This is a genomic window from Mycolicibacterium holsaticum DSM 44478 = JCM 12374, assembly GCF_019645835.1.
GTDB lineage: Bacteria > Actinomycetota > Actinomycetes > Mycobacteriales > Mycobacteriaceae > Mycobacterium > Mycobacterium holsaticum.
Genome location: NZ_CP080998.1, coordinates 2,306,582 through 2,330,587, shown reverse-complemented (window position 1 = coordinate 2,330,587; position 24,006 = coordinate 2,306,582). Strand labels below are relative to the sequence as shown.

25 protein-coding genes are annotated in these 24,006 nt (G+C 68.4%); 7 read left to right on the top strand and 18 right to left on the bottom strand.

Translation table 11 applies throughout. The features are described from left to right. Positions 1–21: 21 nt before the first annotated feature. The 5 genes from K3U96_RS11210 to K3U96_RS11190 form a co-directional block, all read right to left on the bottom strand. Positions 22–1,959 carry a peptidoglycan D,D-transpeptidase FtsI family protein gene (locus tag K3U96_RS11210; protein ID WP_220693059.1) on the bottom strand — a complete coding sequence of 646 codons (1,938 nt, stop codon included), beginning with the start codon at positions 1,957–1,959 and terminating at the stop codon, positions 22–24. Then, a complete protein-coding gene (gene ftsL / locus K3U96_RS11205) occupies positions 1,956–2,894 on the bottom strand; it encodes a cell division protein FtsL (RefSeq protein ID WP_220693058.1) in 939 nt (312 codons plus the stop codon). The genes K3U96_RS11210 and ftsL overlap by 4 nt, the downstream gene beginning before the upstream one ends. A 5-nt stretch (positions 2,895–2,899) precedes the next feature. Then, the gene (rsmH, locus tag K3U96_RS11200) at positions 2,900–4,069 is read right to left on the bottom strand and encodes a 16S rRNA (cytosine(1402)-N(4))-methyltransferase RsmH (RefSeq protein WP_372514957.1); all 1,170 of its coding nucleotides are present in this window, start codon (positions 4,067–4,069) and stop codon (positions 2,900–2,902) included. Next, positions 4,044–4,475, bottom strand: coding sequence for a division/cell wall cluster transcriptional repressor MraZ (gene mraZ / locus K3U96_RS11195; RefSeq protein WP_069406478.1), 432 nt, complete (start codon positions 4,473–4,475; stop codon positions 4,044–4,046). Before mraZ ends, rsmH begins: the two co-directional genes overlap by 26 nt. Before the next feature lie 367 nt (positions 4,476–4,842). Then, positions 4,843–5,241 (bottom strand): SCO2097 family morphological protein, encoded by a 399-nt coding sequence (locus tag K3U96_RS11190; RefSeq protein ID WP_069406479.1) that lies wholly within the window; start codon positions 5,239–5,241, stop codon positions 4,843–4,845. Between the two features lie 226 nt (positions 5,242–5,467). Between K3U96_RS11190 and K3U96_RS11185 the strand changes: the two genes are divergently transcribed. The 4 genes from K3U96_RS11185 to K3U96_RS11170 all read left to right on the top strand — a co-directional run bounded on the left by K3U96_RS11185 (position 5,468) and on the right by K3U96_RS11170 (position 9,586). Next, complete coding sequence (locus tag K3U96_RS11185; protein WP_220693056.1) at positions 5,468–6,073, top strand: GNAT family N-acetyltransferase; 606 nt, start codon at positions 5,468–5,470, stop codon at positions 6,071–6,073. A gap of 97 nt (positions 6,074–6,170) precedes the next feature. Then, entirely contained in the window at positions 6,171–6,806 is a 636-nt protein-coding gene (locus K3U96_RS11180) for an LppM family (lipo)protein (RefSeq protein WP_205871072.1), read from the top strand. Between the two features lie 103 nt (positions 6,807–6,909). After that, the gene (gene idsA2 / locus K3U96_RS11175) at positions 6,910–7,998 is read left to right on the top strand and encodes a bifunctional (2E,6E)-farnesyl/geranyl diphosphate synthase (protein WP_220693055.1); all 1,089 of its coding nucleotides are present in this window, start codon (positions 6,910–6,912) and stop codon (positions 7,996–7,998) included. 4 nt (positions 7,999–8,002) lie between these two features. Then, entirely contained in the window at positions 8,003–9,586 is a 1,584-nt protein-coding gene (locus K3U96_RS11170) for an alpha-(1->6)-mannopyranosyltransferase A (RefSeq protein ID WP_220693054.1), read from the top strand. Here K3U96_RS11170 and K3U96_RS11165 read toward each other — a convergent pair. Next, positions 9,507–9,911 (bottom strand): Rv2175c family DNA-binding protein, encoded by a 405-nt coding sequence (locus K3U96_RS11165; RefSeq protein ID WP_069406484.1) that lies wholly within the window; start codon positions 9,909–9,911, stop codon positions 9,507–9,509. The genes K3U96_RS11170 and K3U96_RS11165 overlap by 80 nt on opposite strands. 37 nt (positions 9,912–9,948) lie before the next feature. Between K3U96_RS11165 and K3U96_RS11160 the strand changes: the two genes are divergently transcribed. Continuing rightward, complete coding sequence (locus K3U96_RS11160; protein WP_220693053.1) at positions 9,949–11,112, top strand: protein kinase domain-containing protein; 1,164 nt, start codon at positions 9,949–9,951, stop codon at positions 11,110–11,112. Positions 11,113–11,121: 9 nt separating this feature from the next. Here the strand turns inward: K3U96_RS11160 and K3U96_RS11155 are convergent, their stop codons facing one another. Genes K3U96_RS11155 through K3U96_RS11145 form a run of 3 tightly spaced genes read right to left on the bottom strand, consistent with a single transcriptional unit; the run spans position 11,122 to position 13,921 of the window. After that, positions 11,122–12,528 (bottom strand): class II 3-deoxy-7-phosphoheptulonate synthase, encoded by a 1,407-nt coding sequence (locus K3U96_RS11155; protein ID WP_069406486.1) that lies wholly within the window; start codon positions 12,526–12,528, stop codon positions 11,122–11,124. A gap of 32 nt (positions 12,529–12,560) precedes the next feature. Next, on the bottom strand, positions 12,561–13,073 hold the full coding sequence (locus K3U96_RS11150; RefSeq protein ID WP_220693052.1) for a polyadenylate-specific 3'-exoribonuclease AS: 513 nt from the start codon (positions 13,071–13,073) through the stop codon (positions 12,561–12,563). Further along, positions 13,073–13,921 carry a hypothetical protein gene (locus K3U96_RS11145; RefSeq protein WP_275085619.1) on the bottom strand — a complete coding sequence of 283 codons (849 nt, stop codon included), beginning with the start codon at positions 13,919–13,921 and terminating at the stop codon, positions 13,073–13,075. The genes K3U96_RS11150 and K3U96_RS11145 overlap by 1 nt, the downstream gene beginning before the upstream one ends. A 129-nt stretch (positions 13,922–14,050) precedes the next feature. On the opposite strand from K3U96_RS11145, the gene K3U96_RS11140 reads away from it, so the two are divergent. Next, the gene (locus tag K3U96_RS11140; protein WP_220693050.1) at positions 14,051–15,295 is read left to right on the top strand and encodes a glycosyltransferase 87 family protein; all 1,245 of its coding nucleotides are present in this window, start codon (positions 14,051–14,053) and stop codon (positions 15,293–15,295) included. Here K3U96_RS11140 and K3U96_RS11135 read toward each other — a convergent pair. The 5 genes from K3U96_RS11135 to K3U96_RS11115 all read right to left on the bottom strand — a co-directional run bounded on the left by K3U96_RS11135 (position 15,292) and on the right by K3U96_RS11115 (position 18,648). Continuing rightward, positions 15,292–16,017, bottom strand: a complete 726-nt coding sequence (locus K3U96_RS11135; protein WP_220693049.1) for a lysophospholipid acyltransferase family protein — start codon at positions 16,015–16,017, stop codon at positions 15,292–15,294. The two genes, K3U96_RS11140 and K3U96_RS11135, sit on opposite strands and share 4 nt — an antisense overlap. 105 nt (positions 16,018–16,122) lie before the next feature. Next, entirely contained in the window at positions 16,123–16,482 is a 360-nt protein-coding gene (locus K3U96_RS11130) for a hypothetical protein (protein ID WP_220693048.1), read from the bottom strand. Then, positions 16,479–17,750 carry an ArsA family ATPase gene (locus tag K3U96_RS11125; protein ID WP_220693486.1) on the bottom strand — a complete coding sequence of 424 codons (1,272 nt, stop codon included), beginning with the start codon at positions 17,748–17,750 and terminating at the stop codon, positions 16,479–16,481. Before K3U96_RS11125 ends, K3U96_RS11130 begins: the two co-directional genes overlap by 4 nt. Position 17,751: 1 nt before the next feature. Beyond that, positions 17,752–18,189 (bottom strand): SRPBCC family protein, encoded by a 438-nt coding sequence (locus K3U96_RS11120; RefSeq protein ID WP_220693047.1) that lies wholly within the window; start codon positions 18,187–18,189, stop codon positions 17,752–17,754. Positions 18,190–18,258: 69 nt separating this feature from the next. Next, positions 18,259–18,648 (bottom strand): polyketide cyclase / dehydrase and lipid transport, encoded by a 390-nt coding sequence (locus K3U96_RS11115; protein WP_069407488.1) that lies wholly within the window; start codon positions 18,646–18,648, stop codon positions 18,259–18,261. Positions 18,649–18,741: 93 nt separating this feature from the next. On the opposite strand from K3U96_RS11115, the gene K3U96_RS11110 reads away from it, so the two are divergent. Next, the gene (locus K3U96_RS11110) at positions 18,742–20,541 is read left to right on the top strand and encodes an AMP-dependent synthetase/ligase (RefSeq protein ID WP_220693046.1); all 1,800 of its coding nucleotides are present in this window, start codon (positions 18,742–18,744) and stop codon (positions 20,539–20,541) included. Here K3U96_RS11110 and K3U96_RS11105 read toward each other — a convergent pair whose 3' ends face one another. The 4 genes from K3U96_RS11105 to K3U96_RS11090 all read right to left on the bottom strand — a co-directional run bounded on the left by K3U96_RS11105 (position 20,542) and on the right by K3U96_RS11090 (position 23,970). Next, a complete protein-coding gene (locus K3U96_RS11105; protein ID WP_220693045.1) occupies positions 20,542–21,678 on the bottom strand; it encodes a glycosyltransferase family 4 protein in 1,137 nt (378 codons plus the stop codon). It abuts the gene before it with no gap. A 4-nt stretch (positions 21,679–21,682) separates the two neighbouring features. Beyond that, positions 21,683–22,513, bottom strand: a complete 831-nt coding sequence (locus K3U96_RS11100; RefSeq protein ID WP_220693044.1) for a peptidase — start codon at positions 22,511–22,513, stop codon at positions 21,683–21,685. Next, complete coding sequence (gene ripC / locus K3U96_RS11095) at positions 22,482–23,612, bottom strand: peptidoglycan hydrolase RipC (protein WP_069407492.1); 1,131 nt, start codon at positions 23,610–23,612, stop codon at positions 22,482–22,484. Before ripC ends, K3U96_RS11100 begins: the two co-directional genes overlap by 32 nt. A 154-nt stretch (positions 23,613–23,766) precedes the next feature. Next, positions 23,767–23,970 carry a hypothetical protein gene (locus K3U96_RS11090; protein ID WP_220693043.1) on the bottom strand — a complete coding sequence of 68 codons (204 nt, stop codon included), beginning with the start codon at positions 23,968–23,970 and terminating at the stop codon, positions 23,767–23,769. Between the last annotated feature and the right edge of the window lie 36 nt (positions 23,971–24,006).

Genomic DNA, 24,006 nt, shown 5'->3' with positions numbered 1-24,006 from the left:
CCTCCGGCCGTAAGCAGGGGCTCAGTCGGCTACCAGCACCAGCGGGGCGCCCAGGTCCGCGGAGAGCGGGACGTTCTGGCTCTGCAGCAGCCAGGACATGATGTTGTGGAACAGCGGGGCCATCGAGCTGCCGGGTTCGCCGTCGGCCGCGCGGTGCGGGGCGTCGGCCATGATCCCCACGACGTAGCGCGGATCCTCCGTGGGCGCCATGCCCGCAAAGGTGATCCAGTAGACGTCGCTGTAGTAGCAGCCGCAGGCCGGGTTGATCTGCTGTGCGGTGCCGGTCTTGCCCGACACCTGGTAGCCCTCGACGGCAGCCTGCGGTCCGGTGCCCTGCTGCACGCCGCGCGGATCGCGTTGCACCGGCGCGCGCAGCATGTGGCGCACGGTCTTCGCGGTCTGCGGCGACACCACCCGCACCCCCTCGGGACGCGGCTCCTCGGTGCGGGTGCCGTCGGGTGCGATCGTGGTCTTGACGATGCGCGGCGGAATCCGCATTCCGTCGTTGGCGATGGCCTGATACATCGCGGTCATCTGCAGCAATGTCATCGAAAGGCCTTGTCCGATCGGCAGGTTGGAGAACGTGCTGCCCGACCACTGGTCGATCGGCGGGACGATGCCGCCGCTTTCACCCGGTAGGCCCACCCCGGTGCGCTGCCCGAGGCCGAACCGGCGCACCATGTCCGCGAACCGCTCGGGCCCGAGCCGCTGCGCCAGCATCAGCGTGCCGACGTTTGACGACTTCCCGAACACACCGGTGGTGGTGTAGGGCATGACGCCGTGCTCCCAGGCGTCACCGACGGTGACCCCGCCCATATGGATCGACCCCGGCACCTGCAGCACCTCGTCGGGCTGGGATAGGCCGTACTCGATGACGCCCGCGGCGGTGACGATCTTGTTGACCGAACCCGGCTCGAACGGTGCGGACACCGACGGGTTGCCCAGTTCCCGGTTGTCCTGCCTGCCGATGTCCTGGGACGGGTCGAACGTGTTGTCGTTGGCCATCGCGAGCACCTCACCGGTTTTCGCGTCCAGCACCACGGTCGACACATGCTTGGCGCCCGACAGGTTCTTGGCCTGCTGCACCTGCTGCTGCACGTAGAACTGGATGTCGTCGTCGAGGGTCAACATCACGGTGGAGCCGTCCACCGCGTCGTGGCGGTTGCGGTAGCTGCCGGGGATCACCACCCCGTCCGAGCCGCGGTCATAGGTCACCGACCCGTCGGTGCCTGCCAGCGCCGCGTCCAGCGAATCCTCGAGGCCCAGCAGGCCGTGCCCGTCCCAGTCGATGCCGCCGACGATGTTGGCCGCCAGCGAGCCGCCGGGGTACTGGCGCAGATCCTGGCGCTCCGCCCCGACTTCGGGGAACTTGTCCCTGATGGCCGCGGCGATGGCCGGGTCGACCGCGCGCGCCAGGTAGACGAACGTCTCGTCGCTCCTGAGCTTCTTGAGCAGCGTCTTCGCGTCGGGTTTGTTGTCCAGCCGCGAGGCGACCTCTGCGGCGATCTCGCGCAACCGCTTGTCCGGGTCAGGCGCATCGGGTGCCTTGGCCCTGGCCTCTTCCAACTGCTTGCGGACCTTGACCGGCTGAAACGTCAGCGCCCGTGCCTCGATCGTGAACGCCAGCTTGTCGTTGTCGCGGTCGATGATCGCCCCGCGCACGGCCTTGTCGACGTCGGTGACCTTGAGCTGGCTTGCGGCCTCGGCACGTAGGCCCGCCGCGCGGGGCACCTGCAGGTTGAACAACTGGGCGGCGGCCACCACCAGCACCAGGAAGATCACGGCGTTGCCGGTGCGGTGCCGGAACACGAACGACGCGCTGCGCAGCCCGGTGTCGACGCTGGAGGTGCGGGTGCGTCGCGCCTTGGCCGAGCGCTCCTGGGTGGCGGCGGCTGCACGCTTGGCCGGGCGGGGCTTGGGCTTTGCCGTCCGCCGGGTCTGGCGGTCGCCGCGGCTCATGCCGCAGGGCCGACCGCAGGAGCGACCGCAGGCAGCGGCGGTTGAGCAGGGGGCATCGGTCCGGGCGGCCCCTGCGCGGGCACGTGCAGCGTCTGCCCGTCCACCGGCGCCGGGGGCACCAGCGGCGAAACCGCCTGCGGCACCTCGACGCCCGGCGGGACCGCCATCGGTGCTGCGGGAGCGCCGGGCACCTGCGCCGTCGGGGAGGGCAGCCGTACCGCGCGCTCACGCGGTTCGACCACGCGCGGGGCGGGCGGTGGCGGCGGCGCGGCCTCCGGCAGCGGGGTGTTCAGCGGTGGCGGCGGAACGCCCTCTGCGGGTTTGGGTGTGCCGACCACGATCCAGTTGCCTGCCGGATCCTGGACCAGGTGCGCGGTGTCGCGCGAGGGGATCATGCCCAGATTGCGGGCCGCCTCGGCCAACGCGGGCGCGGCCTGTGCCTCGAGCACGTCGCGCTCGAGGGCTTCCTTCTGCTGCAGCAGCGCCTGGTTGGTCTGGCGGGCGCTGCCCAGTTGGTAGGACCGTTCGGCGGAGTCGGTGGACAGCCACAGCGTGACGCCGAGACCGAAGCCCAGCGACCCGATGACCAGCACCACGAACGGCACCCTGGCGACCAGCGTGCGGGGGTTGAGGTCGATCGACGCGAGCTTGACGATGAGCCGCTCGCGAAGCGGTGGGCGGACGACCTTGGGCGCCTTGGCTTTACGCGCCTTGGCCCGAGCCTTGGCCTGGCTGGTGTTCTTCGGCCGCGCGGGCCGTTCGGCGGGACGCCGGATGGGGCCGGTCTGCGGGGCCGACCGCATCGGACGCTGTTCGCGGGTGGGTTTACGCCGCGGCGGTGCGTCGGCCGCCCGGCGCGCCCCGGTGCGTGCGGTGCGTCGACGCTCGTCGCTGCCGCGCACCGGCGCTTTGCGCTTCGTCTGCTTGGGTTTCACGCGAATCACCCCACCTTCTCCAGTGCCCGTAGCCGCACGGGCGCGCTACGCGGGTTGTGCTCGACCTCCGCCGGTGTTGCGCGTTCGGCGCCGCGGGTCACGGCGACGAACTGCGGTTCGTGTCCGGGCAACTCGACGGGCAGACCTGGAGGTGTGCGGGAGGCGGTCGCGGCGGCGAACGTGTTCTTGACGATGCGGTCCTCGAGGGACTGGTAGGCCATCACCACGATCCGCCCGCCCGGCGCCAACGCGGTCAGCGCTGCGGGCAGCGCCGCACGTAGCGAGTCCAGTTCGCCGTTCACGACGATGCGCAGCGCCTGGAAGGTGCGCTTGGCGGGATGGCCGCCGGTGCGCCGGGCCGGCGCGGGGATCGCCTGGTACAGCAGTTCGACCAGATCACCGGTGGTGGCGAACGGTTGGCGGGCGCGACGGCGGACGATCTGCGCGGCGATGCGGCTGGCGAAGCGCTCCTCGCCGAATTCGCGCAGCGCGCGCGTCAGCGCCTTCTCGTCGTAGGTGTTGACGACCTCAGCGGCGGTCAGCGCCGCGTCCGGGTCCATCCGCATGTCCAGCGGTGCGTCGGTGGAATAGGAGAATCCGCGCTCGGTGCGGTCGAGTTGCATCGAAGACACCCCGAGGTCGAACAGGATGCCGTCGACTTTGTTAGCCCAGTAACCGGTTTGGGTGAGCACGCCTTCGAGGCCGTCGTAGCGGGTGCGGACCAGCACCACCCGGTCACCAAACGGTGCCAGTCGTTCCCCGGCGATCCACAGCGCGTCGGGGTCGCGATCCAGCCCGATCAGTCGCAGGCCGGGAAATTCGGTCAGGAACCGCTCCGCATGCCCGCCTGCGCCCAGCGTCGCGTCGACCAGTACGGCGCCGCTGCCGTCGGGGCTCTGCCGAGTCAGCGCCGGCTTGAGCAGTTCCACGCAGCGGTCGAGCAGGACCGGCACGTGTCCGTGAGGTTCCCGGGCCATCGCCATACCTCTCGCATATGCCCCCGAGCCGATGGTTTCTTCGAGCAGAGTGCCCGCTGCACCGGGGTCCCTGTCCGAGAGCACGGACCTGGCGTTGGGGAAGTACGCCAGGGCCGGTTCGGGCAGAGGCCGCGATGCACGGGCTGGATGCCTGTGCCGGTTGGCCATCGAGTCAGATGATGTCGTGCAGAGCTTCATCGGTGGCCGCGGAGAAGTTCTCTTCGTGGGTCTGCTGGTACTCCTGCCATGCCGCTGAATCCCAGATCTCCAGGTAGTCGACCGATCCGATCACCACGCAGTCCTTCGACAGGTTCGCGTAACGACGGTGATCGGCGGACAACGTGATGCGGCCTTGACCGTCGGGGTGTTGTTCGTCGGTGGCAGCGGCGAGGTTTCGCAGGAACGCCCGTGCCTCCGGGTTGCTCCGTGACGCCTGCGATGCGCGTCGTGCCAGCTTCTCGAACTCGGCGCGCGGGTACACGGCCAGGCTGTGATCTTGGCTTTTGGTGACCATCAACCCTCCTGCCAGCGCGTCGCGGAACTTGGCGGGCAGCGTGAGCCGCCCCTTGTCGTCGAGCTTCGGCGTGTAGGTGCCGAGAAACATCTCGCCAACCTCCCTGCCACCCGGAGCCCCGGTCGCTCCGTTGTCCGCCACTTTACCCCACAATCCCCCACTTTGCTCCCAATGCAACGCGCCAATGTCGCGGCGTCCCCACCGTGCGCCACCCACCGCCCCCGGCGCACACCCGGCGGGGGTCAAAAGACCAGCTCACAGCGGTGGGGTGAAGTGGGGAGCTGGTCGTGAATCAGCCTGCTGAGCGCAAGATTGCGTCCAGCGCTGTCACCCCGGCCGATCCACGACGCTGAACGCCAAATTCGGCAGCGCCGCAGTGGTGGGGCGCGGTGGGGGAAGCGTCACAGGCACGAAAAAAGGGGCAGCCCCGTGCGGGCCGCCCCTTGTTCGGTGTCGGCTACTCGTCGAAACGGCGGCGGAAGCGGTCTTCCATCCGGCTGGTGAACGAGCCGGAGCCCTTGACCCGCTTTTGGCGCGACGCCCCCGCCTCGGGGGCACGGTCTCGGCCACCGGCGACTCGCGGGCCGGTGATGGCGAACACCACGCCGCCGAACATCACGATGAAGCCCAGCACGGAGAGAATCGGAAAACCGCTGATCTGGGTGGCTGGAAACGCCACGCCGGAGACCAGCAGCGCCAACCCGACCACGAAAAGCGCGGCCCCCTGCAATCGGCGGCGCGCCGAGGGAGCCCGCAGAGTTCCACCACGAACGCTGGACGCGAACTTGGGGTCCTCGGCATAGAGCGCGCTCTCGATCTGGTCGAGCATGCGCTGCTCATGATCGGAGAGTGGCATTCGTCCCTCCCTCGAAACCCGGGGCCGACCCGGCCAACTCAAAATTCAAAAACGAGCGCACCCGCATGAACGGGCACCTAACAGTCATGATACGAGGTCAATCTGAGCCGTACCACCTACTTGGATCCCCGATTGTATGACGGACACCACCGCTGGTAGGCAGCAGCATGTTCACCGAATAATGGAATGGACGACACCACCCCATCCCGCGGAGAGGCGATAACAGTTGGCGACATTTCTCATCGATCTGTCGCCGAGCGATATGCAACGCCGGCTCGGCGACGCGCTCGCCGTATACGTCGACGCCATGCGGTATCCGCGCGGCACCGAGGATCAACGCGCTTCGATGTGGCTGGAGCACACCCGCAGGCAGGGCTGGAAAGCCGTCGCCGCGGTGGAAGGCCCTGCCCACGACGGGCCCGGCGCCGACGCAGGTGCCGACGCGCTGGTCTCGGCGCCGATGCTGGGCGTCGCCTACGGCTACTGCGGCGCCCCCGACCAGTGGTGGCAGCAACAGGTCGTGGCAGGTCTGCACCGGGTGGGCGCGGATCGCTCGCGGATCTCCGAGCTGATGGGCAGCTACTTCGAGCTCACCGAACTGCACATCCACCCGCGCGCTCAGGGCCGCGGGCTCGGTGAGGCGTTGGCGCGCAGGCTGCTCGCCGGCCGCGACGAGTCCCATGTGCTGTTGTCCACCCCGGAGATCAACGGCGAGGCCAACCGCGCCTGGCGGCTGTATCGCCGGCTGGGCTTCAGCGACGTCATCCGCGGCTACCACTTCGCGGGCGATCCGCGGGCGTTCGCGATCCTCGGGCGCTCGCTGCCGCTTTGATGCGGTTGCGACGTGGCGAGGCGCTCCGGTCTGGCACGATGACCACGTGCCGGCCCTCCTGACACGCCGCAGCAGAACCCGGCTGCTCGCCATCGTCATGTTGTCGCTCGTGGTGCTGCCGACGGCCGTGGGCTGTGTCCGGGTCCGCGCGTCGCTCACCGTCTCCCCCGACGACCGGGTGTCCGGGCAGATCGTCGCGGCGGCCAAGGCCCGCAACGCCGACGACAAGGGCCCCCAACTGCTCAACAACCTGCCGTTCGCCAACAAGGTGGCGGTCTCCGAGTACGACCGCGACGACTACGTCGGATCGCGGGCGGTGTTCTCCGACCTGACCTTCGCCGAACTCCCGCAGCTGGCCAACATGAACCGCGACGCGGCAGGCGTCGACATCTCGCTGCGCCGGGCAGGCGACCTGGTGATCCTCGAGGGCCGCGCCGACCTCACCTCGCTCAGCGACCCCGATGCCGACGTGTCGTTGTCCGTGTCGTTTCCCGGCGAGGTGACCTCCACCAACGGTGAGCAGGTCTCCACCGACATCGTCGAGTGGAAACTGCGCCCGGGCGTGGTCAGCACGATGAACGCCCAGGCGCGCTACACCGATCCCAGCGCGCGGTCGTTCACGGGCGCGGCGATCTGGCTGGCGTTGGGCTCGCTGGTGGTGGCCGGCATCATCGGCGCGCTGGCGTATGCGAACCGCGACCAGTCCCCCCGCGTCGGCGAACCCCCGCAGTAGCCACCGCGCGACGCGCCTGAGTTGCTTATTGCTCAGCTGCAGGCTCTACTCTGAATGCATCTCGGGCCGGTCGAACGCACAGCGAAAGGGGCACCCTCTGAGCGTGCACACAGCGGCACCGTCCGCGGTCGAGTTGGCCGGCGCGGTCACCGAACAGCTACGCGAGGTGCTGGCCGAACGCGCCGCCGACGGTGCGTACATGGGCGCTGCCTACGCTGAACTGACCGCCGCGCTGGAGGAATTCGTGCTGCGCGGCGGCAAGCGGCTGCGGCCGGCGTTCGCCTACTGGGGGTGGCGCGCGGTCGCCGATCACCGCGACGACCCCCTTGACCCCGCGGTGCTGCGGCTGTTCTCCGCGCTCGAACTGCTGCATGCCTGCGCGCTGGTGCACGACGACGTCATCGACGCCTCGGCGACCCGACGCGGACTGCCCACGGTGCACCGGATGTTCACCGACCGGCACCGCGAGAAGGGCTGGCACGGCCCGGCAGAACAGTTCGGGATGTCGGCGGCCATCCTGCTCGGCGACTTGGCGCTGGTGTGGGCCGACGACATCGTCGCGACCGCGGATCTGCCCGCTGAGGCGCAAGGCCGGGTGCGCGAGGTGTGGGCCGCGATCCGCTCCGAGGTGCTCGTCGGCCAGTACCTCGACATCGTCGCCGAGGCCAGCGGCGCCGACACCGTGGAGTCGGCGATGACGGTCAACATCTACAAGACCGCCTCCTACACGATCTCGCGTCCGCTGCAGCTGGGCGTCGCCGCGGCCGCCGACCGGCCCGACGTGCTTGCCGCCTTCCACGAGATGGGCAGCAATCTCGGCGTCGCGTTCCAGCTGCGCGACGACGTCCTCGGCGTTTTCGGCGATCCCGCCGTCACCGGGAAACCGTCAGGTGACGATCTGCGGTCGGGCAAGCGCACGGTGCTGTTGGCCGAGGCGATCGAGCTGGCCGAGAAGAACGATCTCCCGGCGGCCGAACGGTTGCGGGCCGCCATCGGCACCGAACTGTCCGACGCGGCGGTCAAGGAGCTGTGCCAGATGATCGAGTCGGTCGGCGCGCTGGCCGCCGTCGAGCAGCGCATCGACGAGCTCACCCAACGGGCGCTGGAAATCCTCGACGCAGCACCGATCGACGAGCAGGCCAAGGCCGGGCTGTCCGAGCTCACCAGATTGGCCGCGAACCGGTCAGCCTAGAAGTATGACGACCCCGACGCCGACACACCCGCCCAGAGCCGGGCTCTCCCACCACATTTCACGGCTGACGACGTTCGCGATGTCATCACAGGCCCAGCCGGCCCTGCTGGGTTTCCTGGGTGCGGTGCTGATCACGGCGGGCGGGCTGGGCGCGGGCAGCACCCGACTGCACGATCCGCTGCTGGAGTCGCTGCATCTGTCTTGGCTGCGCTTTGGCCACGGGCTGGTGCTGTCGTCGGTGCTGATGTGGGGTGGGGTGGCCGTGATGCTGGCGGCGTGGCTGTGGCTGGGCCGCCGGGTGATCGCGCGCACCACAACCGAATACACGATGGTCGCCACGACCGGGTTCTGGCTGGCGCCGCTGTTGTTGAGCGTTCCGCTGTTCAGCAGGGACACCTACTCGTACCTGGCGCAGGGCGCGCTGCTGCGCGACGGCTTCGACCCCTACGCCGTCGGCCCCGTCGACAACCCGAATTCGTTGCTGGACAACGTGAGCCCGATCTGGACGACGACGACGGCGCCGTACGGGCCGGGGTTCATCCTGATCGCCAAGTTCGTCACCCGGGTCGTCGGCGAAGACATCGTCGCGGGCACGATGCTGTTGCGGCTGTGCATGTTGCCCGGCCTGGCGCTGTTGATCTGGGCCGCCCCGCGGGTCGCCCGCCATGTCGGTGCCGACGGGGCCACCGCGCTGTGGATCTGCGTGCTCAACCCGCTGGTGATCATCCATCTCATGGGCGGTGTGCACAACGAGATGCTGATGGTCGGGCTGATGATGGCCGGTATCGCGCTGGGGTTGAACGGCCGCCACGGCTGGGGTGTTGGCCTGATCGCCGCCGCGGTCGCGGTGAAAGCCACGGCGGGACTGGCTCTTCCGTTCATGGTGTGGGTTTGGGCCCGCGACCTTCGGAACCGACGCGGCTACGGCGCGGTCAAGGCCTTCGTGGTGGCCACCACGGCGTCTGCGGTGATCTTCGCCGCGGTGTTCGCGGTGTTGTCGCTGATCGCCGGCGTCGGTCTGGGCTGGCTGACCGCGCTGGCCGGTTCGGTGAAGATCATCAACTGGCTGACCATCCCGACCGCTGCGGCCAACCTGATCAACGTGATCGGCAGCCTGTTCATCCCGGTGAACTTCTATGCCGTGCTCGACATCACCAGGATCATCGGCATTGCGGTCATCGCGATCTCACTTCCGTTGTTGTGGTGGCGTTTTCGCCACACCGACCGCGAAGCGCTGATGGGCATCGCCTGGGTGATGGTCGTGGTGGTGTTGTTCGTGCCCGCGGCGTTGCCCTGGTATTATACCTGGCCGCTGGCGGTGGTCGCGGCGCTGGCGCAGTCCCGTCAGGCGATCGCGCTGATCGCCGGGCTGTCGACGTGGATCACCGTGGTGTGGAAACCCGACGGGGCGCACGGGATGTACTCGTGGTTTCACGTCCTGCTGGCCACGGCGTGCGCGGCGACGGCGTGGTACGCGCTGTACCGCACGCCCGATTCGCCGCGACCGGTCAGTAGGCCATCGCCTGGGCCCGACGAACCACCTCACGGGCCTGGTGAGAATGAAGTGCGTCAACCGGCCGGGCGTTGACCTGGTTGTCGGTGCTGTGGTCGCGGCGGATCGTCAGGGACGGGTCGGGGGTGAACAACCACCGCATGATCTCGGTCTCGTGGTATCCCCCGTCGTGCAGGACCACGAGCAGACCGGTCAGGCTCTTGACGACGTGCCCGGTGTCGTCGAAGAAGATCTTGGGCACGACCACCTGGCCGTCACGCCGCACGGCGATCAGGTGGCCCTCCTTGAGGTGCTGATGCACTTTGGACACCGGTACGCCGAGCAAGTCGGCGACGGCGGGCAGGTCGTATACGGCCTCTTCGGGATCGAGAACATCGTCGGCGGCCGGAATGGTGCTCACCGCATCGAGTCTAGGTCCGCCGCGCCGTCTCGTTAACATGTCTTCGGTGGAAGCCAACCAGCAAGTGGATCCCCTGGCAGGGATCGTGCTGGACGGTCGGTACCGGGTGGACACGGTCATCGCCACCGGTGGCATGTCCGCGGTGTACCGCGGCCTGGACCTGCGGCTGGACCGGCCCGTGGCGGTGAAGATCATGGATTCGCGCTACGCCGGCGACACCCAGTTCCTCACCCGCTTCCAGCGCGAGGCGCGCGCGGTGGCCCGGCTGAACGATCCGGGTCTGGTGGCCGTATACGACCAGGGTCTCGACGGTCAGCGGCCGTTCTTGGTCATGGAGCTCGTCGAGGGTGGCACATTGCGCGAACTGCTGCGTGAACGCGGCCCGATGCCGCCGCACGCCGCCGCGGCGGTGCTGGCACCGGTGCTCGGCGGCTTGGCCGTCGCGCACCGCGCCGGGCTGGTCCACCGCGACATCAAACCGGAGAACGTGCTGATCTCCGACGACGGCGATGTCAAGATCGCCGATTTCGGGCTGGTGCGTGCGGTTGCCGAGGCCAAGATCACCTCCACCAGCGTGATATTGGGTACGGCGGCCTACCTGTCACCCGAGCAGGTCAGCACCGGTGACGCCGGGCCGCGCAGCGACGTGTACGCGGTCGGCGTGCTGCTCTACGAACTGCTCACCGGCGCGACCCCGTTCACCGGTGACAGCCCCCTGGCGGTGGCGTATCAGCGGATGGACCACGACGTTCCCGCCCCGAGCACGGTGATCGCCGGTGTCCCAGCACAATTCGATGAGCTGGTGTTGCACGCCACCGCCCGCGATCCCGCCGGACGTTACGCGGATGCCCAGGACATGGCCGACGAGCTGGAGGCCGTCGTCGACGAACTCGGGCTGCCTCCGTTCCTGGTTCCCGCACCGCGCAATTCGGCGCAGCATGCGTCGGCGGCGCTGCACCACAGCAGGCTCGCCCCGCCGCAGCACACCCGCGAGTTCACCCGCGACGACCTGATGCCGGCAGAGAACGAATATCAGCCCGTCACAGGGCAATTCGCCGGTATCGGCCTCGACGAGTTCTACTGGGCCCAGCAACGCGCCAAGCGGGCGGGCTGGTTCTGGTTTCTCACGGTGCTGACGTTGACCGGCCTGATCGCCGTTGGCGCATGGACGCTGGGCAGCAATATCGCGGTACTTCTGTGAACCAGAGTTCTAGTCGCGCAGCATCTCGGCGACCAGGAACGCCAACTCCAGGCTCTGCTGGGTGTTGAGCCGCGGGTCGCACGCGGTCTCGTAGCGGCCCGCCAGGTCGGTGTCGGAGATGTCCTGTGCGCCGCCGAGGCACTCCGTCACGTTCTCGCCGGTGATCTCGACGTGGATGCCGCCGGGGTGGGTGCCCAGCGCGCGGTGCACCTCGAAGAATCCCTGCACCTCGTCGACGATCCGGTCGAAGTGGCGGGTCTTGTACCCGGTGGAGGACTCATGGGTGTTGCCGTGCATCGGATCGCACTGCCAGATCACCTGGTGGCCGGTGGCCTGCACCTTCTCGATGATCGGCGGCAACGTATCGCGAACCTTGTTGTTGCCCATCCGGGTCACCAATGTCAGCCGGCCCGGCACGTTGGCCGGATCGAGGCGCTCGACGTACTCCACGGCCAGTTCCGGCGTCATCGTCGGACCGATCTTGACGCCGATCGGGTTGGCGATCACCTCGGCGAACGCGATATGGGCGCCGTCGAGTTGACGGGTCCGCTCCCCGATCCACACGTAGTGCGCCGAGAGGTCGTAGAGCTTGGGCTGGTGTTCCCCGGTCATCCCCTCGGCGTCTTCGGTGGACAACCGCAGCATCGCGCGCTCGTAGTCCAGTACCAGCGCCTCATGGCTGGCGTAGATCTCGGCGGTCTGCAGGTTCTGGTCGTCGACGCCGCAGGCGCTCATGAACGTCAGCCCGCGGTCGATCTCGCCTGCCAGCGCCTCGTAGCGGGCACCGGCAGGCGAGGTGCGGACGAACTCGCGGTTCCAGTCGTGCACCTGGTGCAGCGACGCCAGGCCCGACGCGGTCAACGCCCGCACCAGGTTCATCGCGGCGCTGGCGTTGGCGTACGCGCGGACCAGCCGCGACGGGTCGTGCTCGCGGGCCGCGGCATCCGGTGCAAAGCCGTTGACCATGTCGCCGCGGTAGGACTTCAAGCCAAGCGCGTCGATGTCCGAGGACCGCGGCTTGGCGTACTGGCCGGCGATCCGGGCCATCTTGACCACCGGGACGCTCGCGCCGTAGGTCAACACCACCGCCATCTGCAGCAGGGTCCGGATGTTGGCGCGGATATGCGGTTCGGTGTTGTTGACGAACGTCTCGGCGCAGTCGCCGCCCTGCAGCAAAAACGCCTCGCCGCGGGCGACGTCGGCGAGCAGGCCCTTGAGCCGCTCCACCTCGGCGGGCACCGTCACCGGCGGGACGCTCTCCAACACCGTGCGCATGGTCTTGGCCTGCTCGGCATCCCAGCTGGGCTGTTGCACCGCCGGCTTGGCCAACGCGGCGTCCAACCGTTGGCGTAGCTCCTCGGGTAACGGGGGCAACGCGGGCAGCTGGTCGATGGGTACGTCCACGGTCCAGTTCACCCATTCATGGTAACGGCCCGCAAAGCGGTTCTTTATTGCCGCTGGGCTGGGCCTTCTGCGGCACCCGGGCCCTGGGTGATCAGCCGGAACCGCAGCAGGTTGTCGCGCGCGTCGACCAGCGCGTCGTGGGCGTCGTCGGGCCGCGGCGGTATCCGCGGCGCACCGCGGTCCTCCCACAGCTGGCGCAGTTCGCGGGTGAAGCGCGGCATCGCGGGCGGCAGCTCGGTCATCGGGCCCCACAACTGGCACAGCACCACGTGGTCGTAGGCGCCGACCCACGCCCACAGCTCGATCGGCTCGGCGCCGTCGACGCCGAAGAACGTCTCCAGCTCCGCGCGGATCTGCCTACGCGACCGCCACACCGCAGACGACGGCGACGGCAGCTTGGGCAGCACGTGCTTGCGGACCCATTTTCCCGCCCGGTCCGGATCGAATTCCGTTGAGACAGCGTAGTATTCACGCCCATCCTCGGCGACGACCCCGATGGAGATCAAATCGATGGTCCGGCCGTCGTCGATGAACTCGGTGTCATAGAAGTAGCGCACTAGGCGGGTTCCTTGTCGAGTTGCCTGACGTCGGCCCGGACGCGCGGCGCCGGGGCGGCGTGGATTTCCCGGTCGAGTTGCTCGTCGACCTTTGCGTCGTCGGGAAACTTCGGCATCCCGGCGATGGCGTCCTGCAGCCACAGCTTGGCCTGCACCACAGGTCGGCGCAACCACCGTTCCCGCTCCAGCGCGCGATGCATCTTGTGCGGCCGGGCAGTGTAGCGCCAGCGGGCCCACGGCGCGTGCGGTCGGGACAACCGGAGCGCGCCCACCACCAACAGCGGGGTGATGAACATGCCGACCAGACCGGTCCACACCTTGCCCTTGAGCAATACGACGACCGCCAGCAGCAACGTGACGACCGCGATCGCGATCACGCTCGCGCGCGCGACCAGCGTATGGTCGTCGCGCCAGATCCCGATGTCGAAGAACGACAACGGATTGAAACCCAGGATCAGCAGGCCGGCCACCGCTACCGCGGCGAACACCGCATCGACCGATGTCCGGCCGTCCTCGGCCCAGTACACGTCCTCCAAATGCAGGATCAACGCGAACTCGTCGAGCACCAGCGCGGCCCCGATTCCGAAAATGATTGCCGCGACCGTGAATTCGGGTACTCCCCCGTCGACCGCCAAAGTCACCATCGTCACCCCGGAGACCATGACCAGAATCACACCGATGACCACGTGGTGGATGTGCAGTCCGCCAGTGTCGATATTGCGCGGTTGCCACCACTTGCGCGGCGCATCGCCGGCTTCACCTTCTGGGTGGTTGCGGATGTACCGCACGATCGTGCGGGTGACGAAGAACGTCAGGATGAACGCGATCAGGCAGAAGGTCAGCGGCATCCGCTCCGGCGGGATGGAGAAGTCGAAGTTCAGGCTGGCGGGCACCCAGAAAACTTACGCCGACCCGCCCGTGACACGGCCGGGATACCGGTCGACGCGCCGGTACGCCCCGATAGTCTGGGGCCCAACATGAGGATCTGGGGCTGGCGGCTGTTTCAGCTGCTCACCGTGGCGGCGTTGGCGTGGGCGGGCTGGCGGCTGCTGAGCGGGCTGCCGTACCGCATCGACGTCGACGTGTACCGGATGGGCGGGCGGGCCTGGCTGGACGGCCGGTCGTTGTACGCCGACGGTGCAATGTTCCACACCCAGGGCGGGCTGGATCTGCCGTTCACCTATCCGCCGCTTGCCGCAATCGTGTTTTCCCCGTTCGCCGTTCTGTCGTTGGATGTCGCCAGCATCGCGATCACCCTGACCACGCTGGTGCTGCTGATCGTCGCGACGACGATCGTGTTGACCGGGCTCGGCGTCTGGGCGCACAGCGCGGTCAGCGGCGAGCCGGCGTGGCTGCGGCGGGCCTGGCTGGCGGCGGCGATCGTGGCGCCGGCGGTGATCTACCTCGAGCCGATCCGGTCGAACTTCGACTTCGGCCAGATCAACGTGGTGCTGATGACGTTGGTCATCGCCGACTGCGTGCCCCGCAAGACCCCGTGGCCGCGCGGCATGCTGCTCGGCCTGGCCATCGCACTCAAGCTCACCCCGGCGGTCTTTCTGCTGTACTTCCTGCTGCGCCGTGACACCAGGGCGCTGATCGTCAGCGCCGCGTCGGCGATCGTGGCCACGCTCGTCGGCTTCGCGTTCGCCTGGCGCGATTCCTTCGAGTACTGGACCGAAACCGTGCGCAACACCGACCGCATCGGCACCGCGACGCTCAACACGAACCAGAACATCGCGGGCGCGCTGGCCCGGCTGGGCCTTGGCGAGGGCGTCCGGTTCGTGGTGTGGACGCTGGCGTGTTTTGCCGTGCTTGCGTTGACGGTGTGGGCGGCGCGGCGCGTACTCAAGGCCGAACCTGTGCTGGCGTTGATCTGCGTGGCGATGTTCGGGCTGGTGGTCTCGCCGGTGTCGTGGTCGCATCACTGGGTGTGGGCGCTGCCCACACTGTTGGTGGCCGCGGTGGTGGCCTATCGCCGTCGTCATGTCGCGCTGGCGGTGATCGCCGTGGCGGGTCTGGCGCTGATGGTGTGGACCCCGATTCCGCTCATGCCCGAGCACCACGAAACGGCGGCGCCGCTGTGGCGCCAGCTGGTCGGCGGTTCCTACGTCTGGTGGGCGATCGCGGTGATCGTGGCGGCCGGCACCGTCCCCACGCACCGGCCACCCAGCGGTCCAGTACGCACGGACCGGTCACACCCTCCGGTGCCCGCGGTGAACTAGCCGGCGGCAACTTCCGGCATGCGGGCCGAGGGTTTTGCAGCGCTGCCGGCCTTACCTTCTTTGACGTCGGCGGCGTACAGGTCCACGTACTCCTGCCCGGAAAGGCGCATGAGTTCGTACATCACCTCGTCGATCACCGCGCGTTCGATGAAGCGGTTACCGGCCAACCCCTCGAACCGGCGGAAATCCATCGGCTCGCCGATCTTGACCTGAACCCGGCCGAACCGCCACATCTTGGTTCCCGGAGGGTTGACGACGTCGGTTCCGACCATCGCGACCGGTATCACCGGCACGCCGGTCTCCAGCGCCAGCCGCGCCAGGCCGGTCTTGCCCTTGTACAGCCGGCCGTCAGGTGAGCGGGTGCCCTCGGGGTACATGCCGAGCAACTTGCCCTCACCCAGGATGCGGGCGGCGGTCGTCAGCGCGCTCTGGGCACTGTCCGCATCGGTGCGGTCGATGGGCACCTGACCGGCCACCGTGTAGAACCACCGGGTGAACCACCCTTTGATCCCGGTTCCGGTGAAGTACTCGGCCTTGGCCAGAAACGTGATGCGGCGGCTGACCACCAGCGGCAGGTAGAAACTGTCGGCGACGGCCAGGTGGTTACTGGCCAGGATCACCGGGCCCGACTGCGGAATATGCTCCAGCCCTTCGACTTTGGGCCGACCCAGCAACGACAGCAAGGGACCCATGAAGATGTACTTGAACAGCCAATACCACATGGGCCCTCCCGGTGATCGAACACCGGCCGGTGTTCTGGGACAACTTTACCTACGTGTTGTGGATGCGACCACAGCGCAGGTACGGCAGCGCGAACGTCACTTTGGTCACTCTTCGACGGTGACCGGGATGTGCTGATAGCGGCTTGGCCCCGCACCGTTGGGTGGTGGTGGAGGCGGCGGCTCGTCGGGTCCGTGACCTGGCGAATCCGCGCTGTTCTCCAGGATGGCGCGGACCACTGCCAGCAGCGCCACGCTGTGCTCGGAGATCACCGTCAGCAGCGGGTGCTGCTCACCGGCGACCAGCGCCGCCAGCGCGCATACCGGGCACCACACCTGCTGGCACCTGCCCGCACCGCTGCCTGCGGCCCGCGCGGCGGCAAGTTTCACGGCGGGGTCGAGCCGGTCCAGGATGGTTTGGGCCAACTGCCGCAGTTCCGGGCCAAGGTCGGGATGTGCGCCACTCACTTCGGCCACACCTCCGGATTCGGTCGAAACCGCACTGTCAATTCACACCCGCGCAGCTGCGCGTCCACCACGATGCACCGGCGCAGGACGGATGCCAGCCGAACCCGGCGGCGCAGCCCGCCGGCGCCGATGATCAAGTCGTCGTCGACCCGACCCAACGTCAGGGCCGCAGACTCGACCTGCGGCAACTCTAACCGCAACCGGTAGATCGCATCGAGCCCCGCGCCGGACTCCCGGTCCACGATCGGGCGCAGCGGCCCCGGCGGCGGCGCGCCGTCCCTGCGCCTGGCGGAGTCGAGAAGCTCGCCCAGCGCCTTGGCTCCGATCGGCTCACCGGCGACGTGGGGTACCAGAACCAGTTGCACGTCACCGATCGTGGTGTCGAGTTCGGCGAGGACGGCCTGCTGCTCGCAGATGCGCTCGGCGTACCAGTCGAACGCGGGATGATCGGGCAGGTTGCGGTACTCGTAGGAATCATCCTGTACGAGAAGCTGGTTGACGATCAGCTCATCGACGCGCACCCCCATCAGCGCCAGCGCGCCCAGCGTGCGCACCGCCTCGGCGGCGACCACCCGTTCGGCCGTCATCACCAGGTGTGCGCTGACCTTCGAGCCGTCGGTGAGCGTCGCGCTGAGCCGGTCGGTGCCCGCGCCGATGCGCTCGAGCAGACCGACCACCGCCGCCGACCGCGCATCGTCGGCACTGGACAGCCGGCGGTGCCGCGGCCACGCCCGCTCCAGGTACAGGCCGAACGTCGCGGGCAGCGTGAGCATGCGCAGCGCGTCGGCCGTCGACGCGCAGTCCACCACCACCCGGTCCCACTGCCCCGAGGCGGCCAGCTCACCGACCTCGTGCAGGCCGAGCACCTCCTGGACGCCGGGTAGTGCCGAGAGTTCTTCGGGCGCAATGCTTCCCAGATCAGATTCGGCAAACCTGTCCGAGATCAGCTTGGCCACCTCGCACCAGCGGGCTTCCAGCAGCGCCAACGTGTCCAGCGCCAGCGCGTCGAGGAACCCGCCGTCGGCGCGCTGCCTACCGGTGTCGAGGTCGGCCAGCACCCGGGTGGGCGCGCGGCGTCCGGTCGGGGTGAGCGTCGTACCGAGCACGTCGCCGATGGAGTGCGCCTGGTCGGTCGAGATCAGAAGCACCCGAAGACCCGCACGCGCGTCGCGCACGGCGGTGGCGGTCGCCAACGTCGACTTGCCTACCCCGCCTTTTCCGACGAAAAGACTGATGCTGGCGGCAGCCGCTTCGGTGGTCTCCCTCAGCTCACTCAGCCTCGACTCGTTTCTTCAGGTCTTTCAACGCGGTATCGGTCAGCCGCCGTTCGGCTTTGCGCTTCAGCAGCCCGATCATGGGAATCATCAGATCGACCGAGAGCTCATAGGTGACGTCCGTCCCGGATCCCTTGGGCGTCAATCGATACGCACCATCCAGCGCCTTGAGCAGCGAGCTGGACACCAGGCTCCATGTCACCGAACGACGGTCCGGCGGCCAGTCGTAGGCCAACACCATGGTGTCTTTGAGCACGGCGGCGTCGAGCACCAGCCGTGCCGTCTTGGGGTAGCCCTGCTCGTCGGCCTCGAGGACCTCGGTCTCTTTGTACTCGGCAACCCACTGCGGGTAGGAACCGATATCGGCGATGACGTCCATCACCGTCGATGGGTCGGCATCGATGTAGATCGTCTGCGCCGTCTTGTCCGCCACTGCTTCTTTCCTGCTGAATCTCGTCGCTGGCCAAAAATTTACCCTCCCGCTGCGGGGATGGCCGAACTGTCAGGCCAGCCGCGATACCCCGACCGGACGGGTGGCCTCGAGGCGCTGCTTGATCTCGAACGCCATGTTCTTGCCCGCCACCCTGCGGGCATGGTTCAACTTGGCCAGGTTCATCTTCGCCAGCTGCCACGCCGCGGCCCCCGACGGTTCGGCGTGAAGGAAATAATGCAGGATGACGCCGTCGAGGACGGGCTCCAGCCAGATCTCCATCGTCCCGGTGAGCGCTCCGGTGACCGTCCACCGGTGTCCCAGCTCGCCGCGGTCCTCGACCACGGTGAGCCGCAGATCGGGCCACCAGCGCCGCCAACTGGCCGGATCCCCGACGGAGCGGCCCACCTCGACGGGGTCGGCGGCGACGAACGTCTCGTCTGCGACCTGGATGCTGTTCATGACCTACAAGCTTCACATATGCACCCCTTGCAGCAGACCGTGGCCGACTAGGGTGGGTACGGCAGAGTTGCCGAATGTCGAAAGGCCAGGACCGTGCGTGAGTTCAGCAGCCCCGCTTCGTTCACCGTCGGCGAGTACGACGCCGTCGTACGCAGCGTTTTCGAGCACGAACGCGACGACCCCGACCACGTGATCTTCGAACGCCTGGTCGACGGCGTGTGGACCGACGTGACGTGCCAGCAGGCCGCCGAACAGATTCGTTCCACGGCACTGGGTTTGATCGCTCGCGGGGTCAACCCCGGCGACCGGGTCGCGTTGCTGGCGGCGACCCGCTACGAATGGCCCATCATCGACTTCGCGATCCAGGCCGTCGGCGCGGTGACCGTGCCGATCTATGAGACCAGTTCCGCCGAGCAGGTCAAGTTCGTCCTGGCCAACTCCGAGGCGGTGCTCGTGTTCGCCGAGACCGACGCGCACGCCGACAAGATCGACAGCCTCACCGGCGAACTGCCTGCGCTGCGTGAGGTGCTGCGCATCGAGGGGTCGGGCACACCGGCGCTGGAGGCGCTGGCCGAGGCGGGAAAGTCGCTGGACGCCCGGCAACTCGAGGACCGGCTGGCCGGGATCAGGGCCGCCGACCCGGCGACGCTGATCTACACCTCCGGAACCACGGGCACGCCGAAGGGTTGTCAGCTCACCCACTCCAATCTGGTTTACGAGACGCGCGGGGCAAAGGAATGCTTCCCGGCACTGTTGGACAAGCCCGAGAAGATGCTGGTCTTCCTGCCGCTCGCGCATGTGCTGGCCCGTGCGATCACGCTGTCGGCGTTCGCCAACAAGGTCACGCTGGGATTCACCAGCGACATCAAGAACCTGGTGCCCACCTTCGCGGTGTTCAAGCCGTCGCTGGTGGTATCGGTGCCGCGGGTGTTCGAGAAGGTGTACAACACCGCTGAGCAGAATGCCCGCAACGACGGCAAGGGCCGGATCTTCGAGATGGCCGCCAACACCGCCATCGAGTACAGCAGGGCCCAGGACACCGGCGGCCCCGGCCTGCTGCTGCGCGCCAAGCACGCGGTGTTCGACCGGCTGGTCTACGGCAAGCTGCGGGCCGCGCTCGGCGGTGCGTGCCGCGGCGCGATCTCCGGTGGCGCCCCGCTGGGCGCGCGCCTCGGCCACTTCTACCGCGGGGTCGGGGTGACGATCTACGAGGGTTACGGCCTGACCGAGACGAGCGCCGCGATCACGGTGAACCGCATCGACGACGTCAAGGTCGGCACGGTTGGAAAGTTGTTGCCCGGCAACAGCATGCGCCTCAACGACGACGACGAGCTGCTGGTCAAAGGCGGCGTGGTGTTCAACGGATACTGGCGCAACGACGAGGAGACCAAGGCGGTGTTCTCCGACGGCTGGTTCCACACCGGTGATTTGGGGGCCATCGACGACGACGGGTTCCTGACGATCATCGGCCGCAAGAAGGAGATCATCGTCACCGCCGGCGGCAAGAACGTCGCCCCGGCCATCCTCGAGGACCGGTTGCGCGCGCATCCGCTGATCAGCCAGGCGATGGCCGTCGGCGACGCCAAACCGTTCGTCGGTGCGCTGATCACCATCGACCCCGAGGCCATCGAGGGCTGGAAGGAACGAAACAGCAAGAGCGCCAGCGCATCGGTCGGTGATCTGGCCACCGACTCCGACCTGGTCGCCGAGATCGATCTCGCCGTCAAGGAGGCCAACCAGGCGGTGTCGAAGGCCGAGGCGATCCGCAAGTTCCGCATCCTGCCCGTCGACTTCACCGAGGACACCGGCGAGCTGACCCCGACGATGAAGGTCAAGCGGAAGGTGGTGGCCGAGAAATTCGCCGCCGACATCGACGCGATCTACTCCACGTAGCTAGAGCAGCGCCGAAAGCCGTTGCGCCTGGGCGCTCCACTGCCAGTTGTCCACCACCCAGCGCCGGCCGGCCGCACCCATGCGCGCCCCCCGGGCCGGGTCGGCCAGCAGGTCGCTGACCGCAGCCGCGATAGCGCCGACGTCCCAGCCGTCGACCACCAGGCCGGTTTCGCCGTCGCGCACGGTTTCGGGCGCACCGCCCGAGCGGCCCGCCACGACCGGAACGCCCGTCGCCGACGCCTCCAGGTAGACGATGCCCAGGCCCTCCACGTCCAGTCCCGCGCCGCGGGTGCGGCACGGCATCGCGAACACGTCGGCCACCGCGTGGTGGGCGGGCAGTTCGTCGTCGGGCACACCGTCGGTGAACACGACGTGGGCGGCCACGCCGAAACTGTGCGCCAGGCGCCGCAACGTCGACCGGTACGGGCCGCCGCCGACGATGAGCAGCGCGGCACCGGGGACGCGCTGCCGGATCGCCGGCAGCGCCCGGATGAGCATGTCCTGGCCCTTGCGCGGCACCAACCGCGACACACAGGCCACCACCGGACGATCGCCGAGCCGGTAACGCGCGCGCAGTTCGGCACGGGCCACCTCGTCGGGTGCGAACCGCTCGGTGTCCACCCCCGGCGGCAAGTGCTCGAGCGCGGCGTCGGGCCCGAACGCCGCGGCGAACCGGCCCCTGGTGTAGGCGCTGACGTAGGTCACCACGTCGGCGCCCGAGCCGATGCGGCGCAACGCGATTCGCGCCACGGGCAGCATCGACCAACCGACTTCGTGGCCGTGCGTGCTGGCGATCACCCGGTGGGCGCCGCTCTGGCGGGCCAGCGGGGCCATCAGCGCCAGCGGCGCCGCCGCGCCGAACCAGACCGTCTCGGCCCGGTGACGTTCGATGAGCTTGCGCATGCGCAGCATCACCGAGGGTTCGGGAAGCATCAGGGTGCCGGGATGGCGCACCACGGTGTAGCCGGTCTGTGCGGCGTGTTCGTCGAAGGCGTCGCTGTCCCTCCACTTCGGCGCGTAGACGGTCAGCGTGTGCTCACCGGTGGCGACCAGGTGGTTCACCAGCTCGTGCAGATAGGACTGGATGCCACCGCGGCGCGGCGGAAAGTCGTTGGTGACCAACAGGACCCGGCTCACGCCGTCACATCCACTGTCGCCACCGCTGCAGAATGGCATGCGGTTCTGCGTCCAGTGTCTCGCGCAGCGCGGTCGACGTGTCGGCGTGGCCGTGGCCGCAGGCGCGCTGGTAGAGGTCGCGAAGTGCGGCGACGCCGTACGTCTCGGCGACGAACCGGCTGAACAGCCAGGCCCGGTCGTAGGCTGCATCGCGCTGCGGGCCTGCCAGTTCGGCGTCGGTGGGCAGCGTCGCAACCGCCACGTGGGGCCGCGGTGTGGCCGGGCGCGCGACGAAGTCGGCGACACCTTCGGTGAGCCACCGCGGGGCGTCCGCAGCCGTCTGCGCCCGCGCCGCGTAGTGAAACAACTCGTGGCGCAACACGATTCGCAGTGCGGAGTCGCTCATTGCGTCGGCGTCCGGGGCGAACATGATCTGCTCGGCGGTGGTGGCGGCGGTGTGGACGTCCCCGCCACCGATTGCCGCGAACTGGTCGGGGGTGGCGGCGGCCACCACGACGATCTCGCTCGGCCAGTCCGGCCCCCAGAACGCGGTGACCGCCGCCGCGGCATCGTCGATCTCGGCGGCGATCCGTGCCAGCAGCGCGGAGGTGCGCTGCCCGCCGAGGCCGAGCAACCGCACCGTGCGGCCGTCGCGCAGCGTCTGGCTGGCCGATGCCGCGCTGGGGGTGGTCATCGAGGCGGGCGCGGCCATCACCGGGGCCGACGGGGTGTCAAACCGGCCGAGCAGCAGCAGCGCGCAGATGAGTTCGGCGATGAGAAAGGCGCACAGGGTTTTTCTTTTCCTGGCGTGCGCCGCCTGACGATCAGTACCGGCGGACGTTGTAGATCGGCGCATTGTTCACCGGGGCGACCCGCACCGGCGTGCCGTAGGTCGAGGCGTGCACCATCATTCCGTCACCGATGTAGATCGCCGAGTGTGACGCGTCGGAGTAGTAGTTGACCACGTCACCGGGTTGCATCTGGTCCGGCGAAACCGCCTGACCGCCCCTGGCCAGCGCCTGGCTGGAGTGCGGCAGCGAGATGCCTGCCTGCTGGAACGCCCACATCACCAGCCCGGAGCAGTCGAACGCGTTCGGACCGGACCCGCCCCATGAATACGGCGACCCGATGCGGCTCAGCGCGGCCTGGATGACGGTCCCGGAGTGCCCGCCCACCGGCGGGGCCATGTCACCGGGCGGAATGGCGCCCGGCGCCGGCGGTGCGGCGATGATCGCGGGGTCGCCACCCGGAGGCAGCGGCGCGGGCGCAGGTACCGGAGGCACCGGCGGTAGCGCGGCGAGTTCCTCGCGCTGGTGCGGTGTGAGGGCCTCGTACTGGGACTTGACGACGGCGATCTGGACCTGCAGCTGGCTCTGCTTGGACTGCAGCTCGGCGCGCACCGCGGCGGCCTGCTCGGCGGCGGTCTTGGCGTCCGCGGCCGATTTCGCCGACGCCTGCTCGGCCAGCGCGGCCTTCTGCCCGGTCTCCCGGAAGTTCTTCATCTGCGCCGACATCTCGGCGGCCATCACCCGCTGCACCGACAACTGGTCGATGAGGCCCTGCGGCGATGAGGCCGTCAGCATGGCGCCCATACCGTCGGTGCGGCCGCCCATGTATTCGGCCGCAGCAACCTTGTTCACCGCGGTTTGGAAGGTCGCCAGCTGACCTCTGGCCGACTCGAGCGCGGCGGTGTCGGCGTCGTGCTTTGCCTCGGCCGCATGCTGCACTGCCAGCTTGTTGTTCAGATCCAGTTGCGCCGAATGCATTGCCTCGGTGGTCTGTTCGGCCTGCCGGGAAAGTTCTTGAAGCTTTGCCAGCGCATCTTCTGCGGGGTCGGCCTGCACACTGCCGGCCAGCATGCCGACAAGGAGTGCCAGGCTCGCTATCGCGCCTACGACCGGTCTACGCAATCGCGAAAAGACACGCGCGGGCCACTGCATGCGATCGAGCCTCAAGATTTGCGTCCTTCAAACTTCCGTGTCGAAGCCGCTTCGAACTGCTCTTAGGTCTCAGATAGGTTACGAAACGGCAACGGGCTTGTCCAACGAAGACGCCAATTTAACAGCTACGCCGGGAATATTTTTCGCCCCCTGGGGCCAGCGCGTGTCATCAGGCCACACCCGCATCACCGGTACGGCGGATCGGCACCAACCGCAGCCGCGGCGCCAGCCCCGCATCGGCAAGTACCTCCAGCGCCCGGCGCTCGTCGTCGAGCAACGTCTCGGGGGTGCCGAGCAAGACACTGACCACGCAGTCCTGACAACCAGGCCCGCGCACCGCGCAATCGTCGCAATCGATCCTCACCGTGCCCATGAACACTCCTCTCGGTCGGTGTTGCGCCGACGGTAA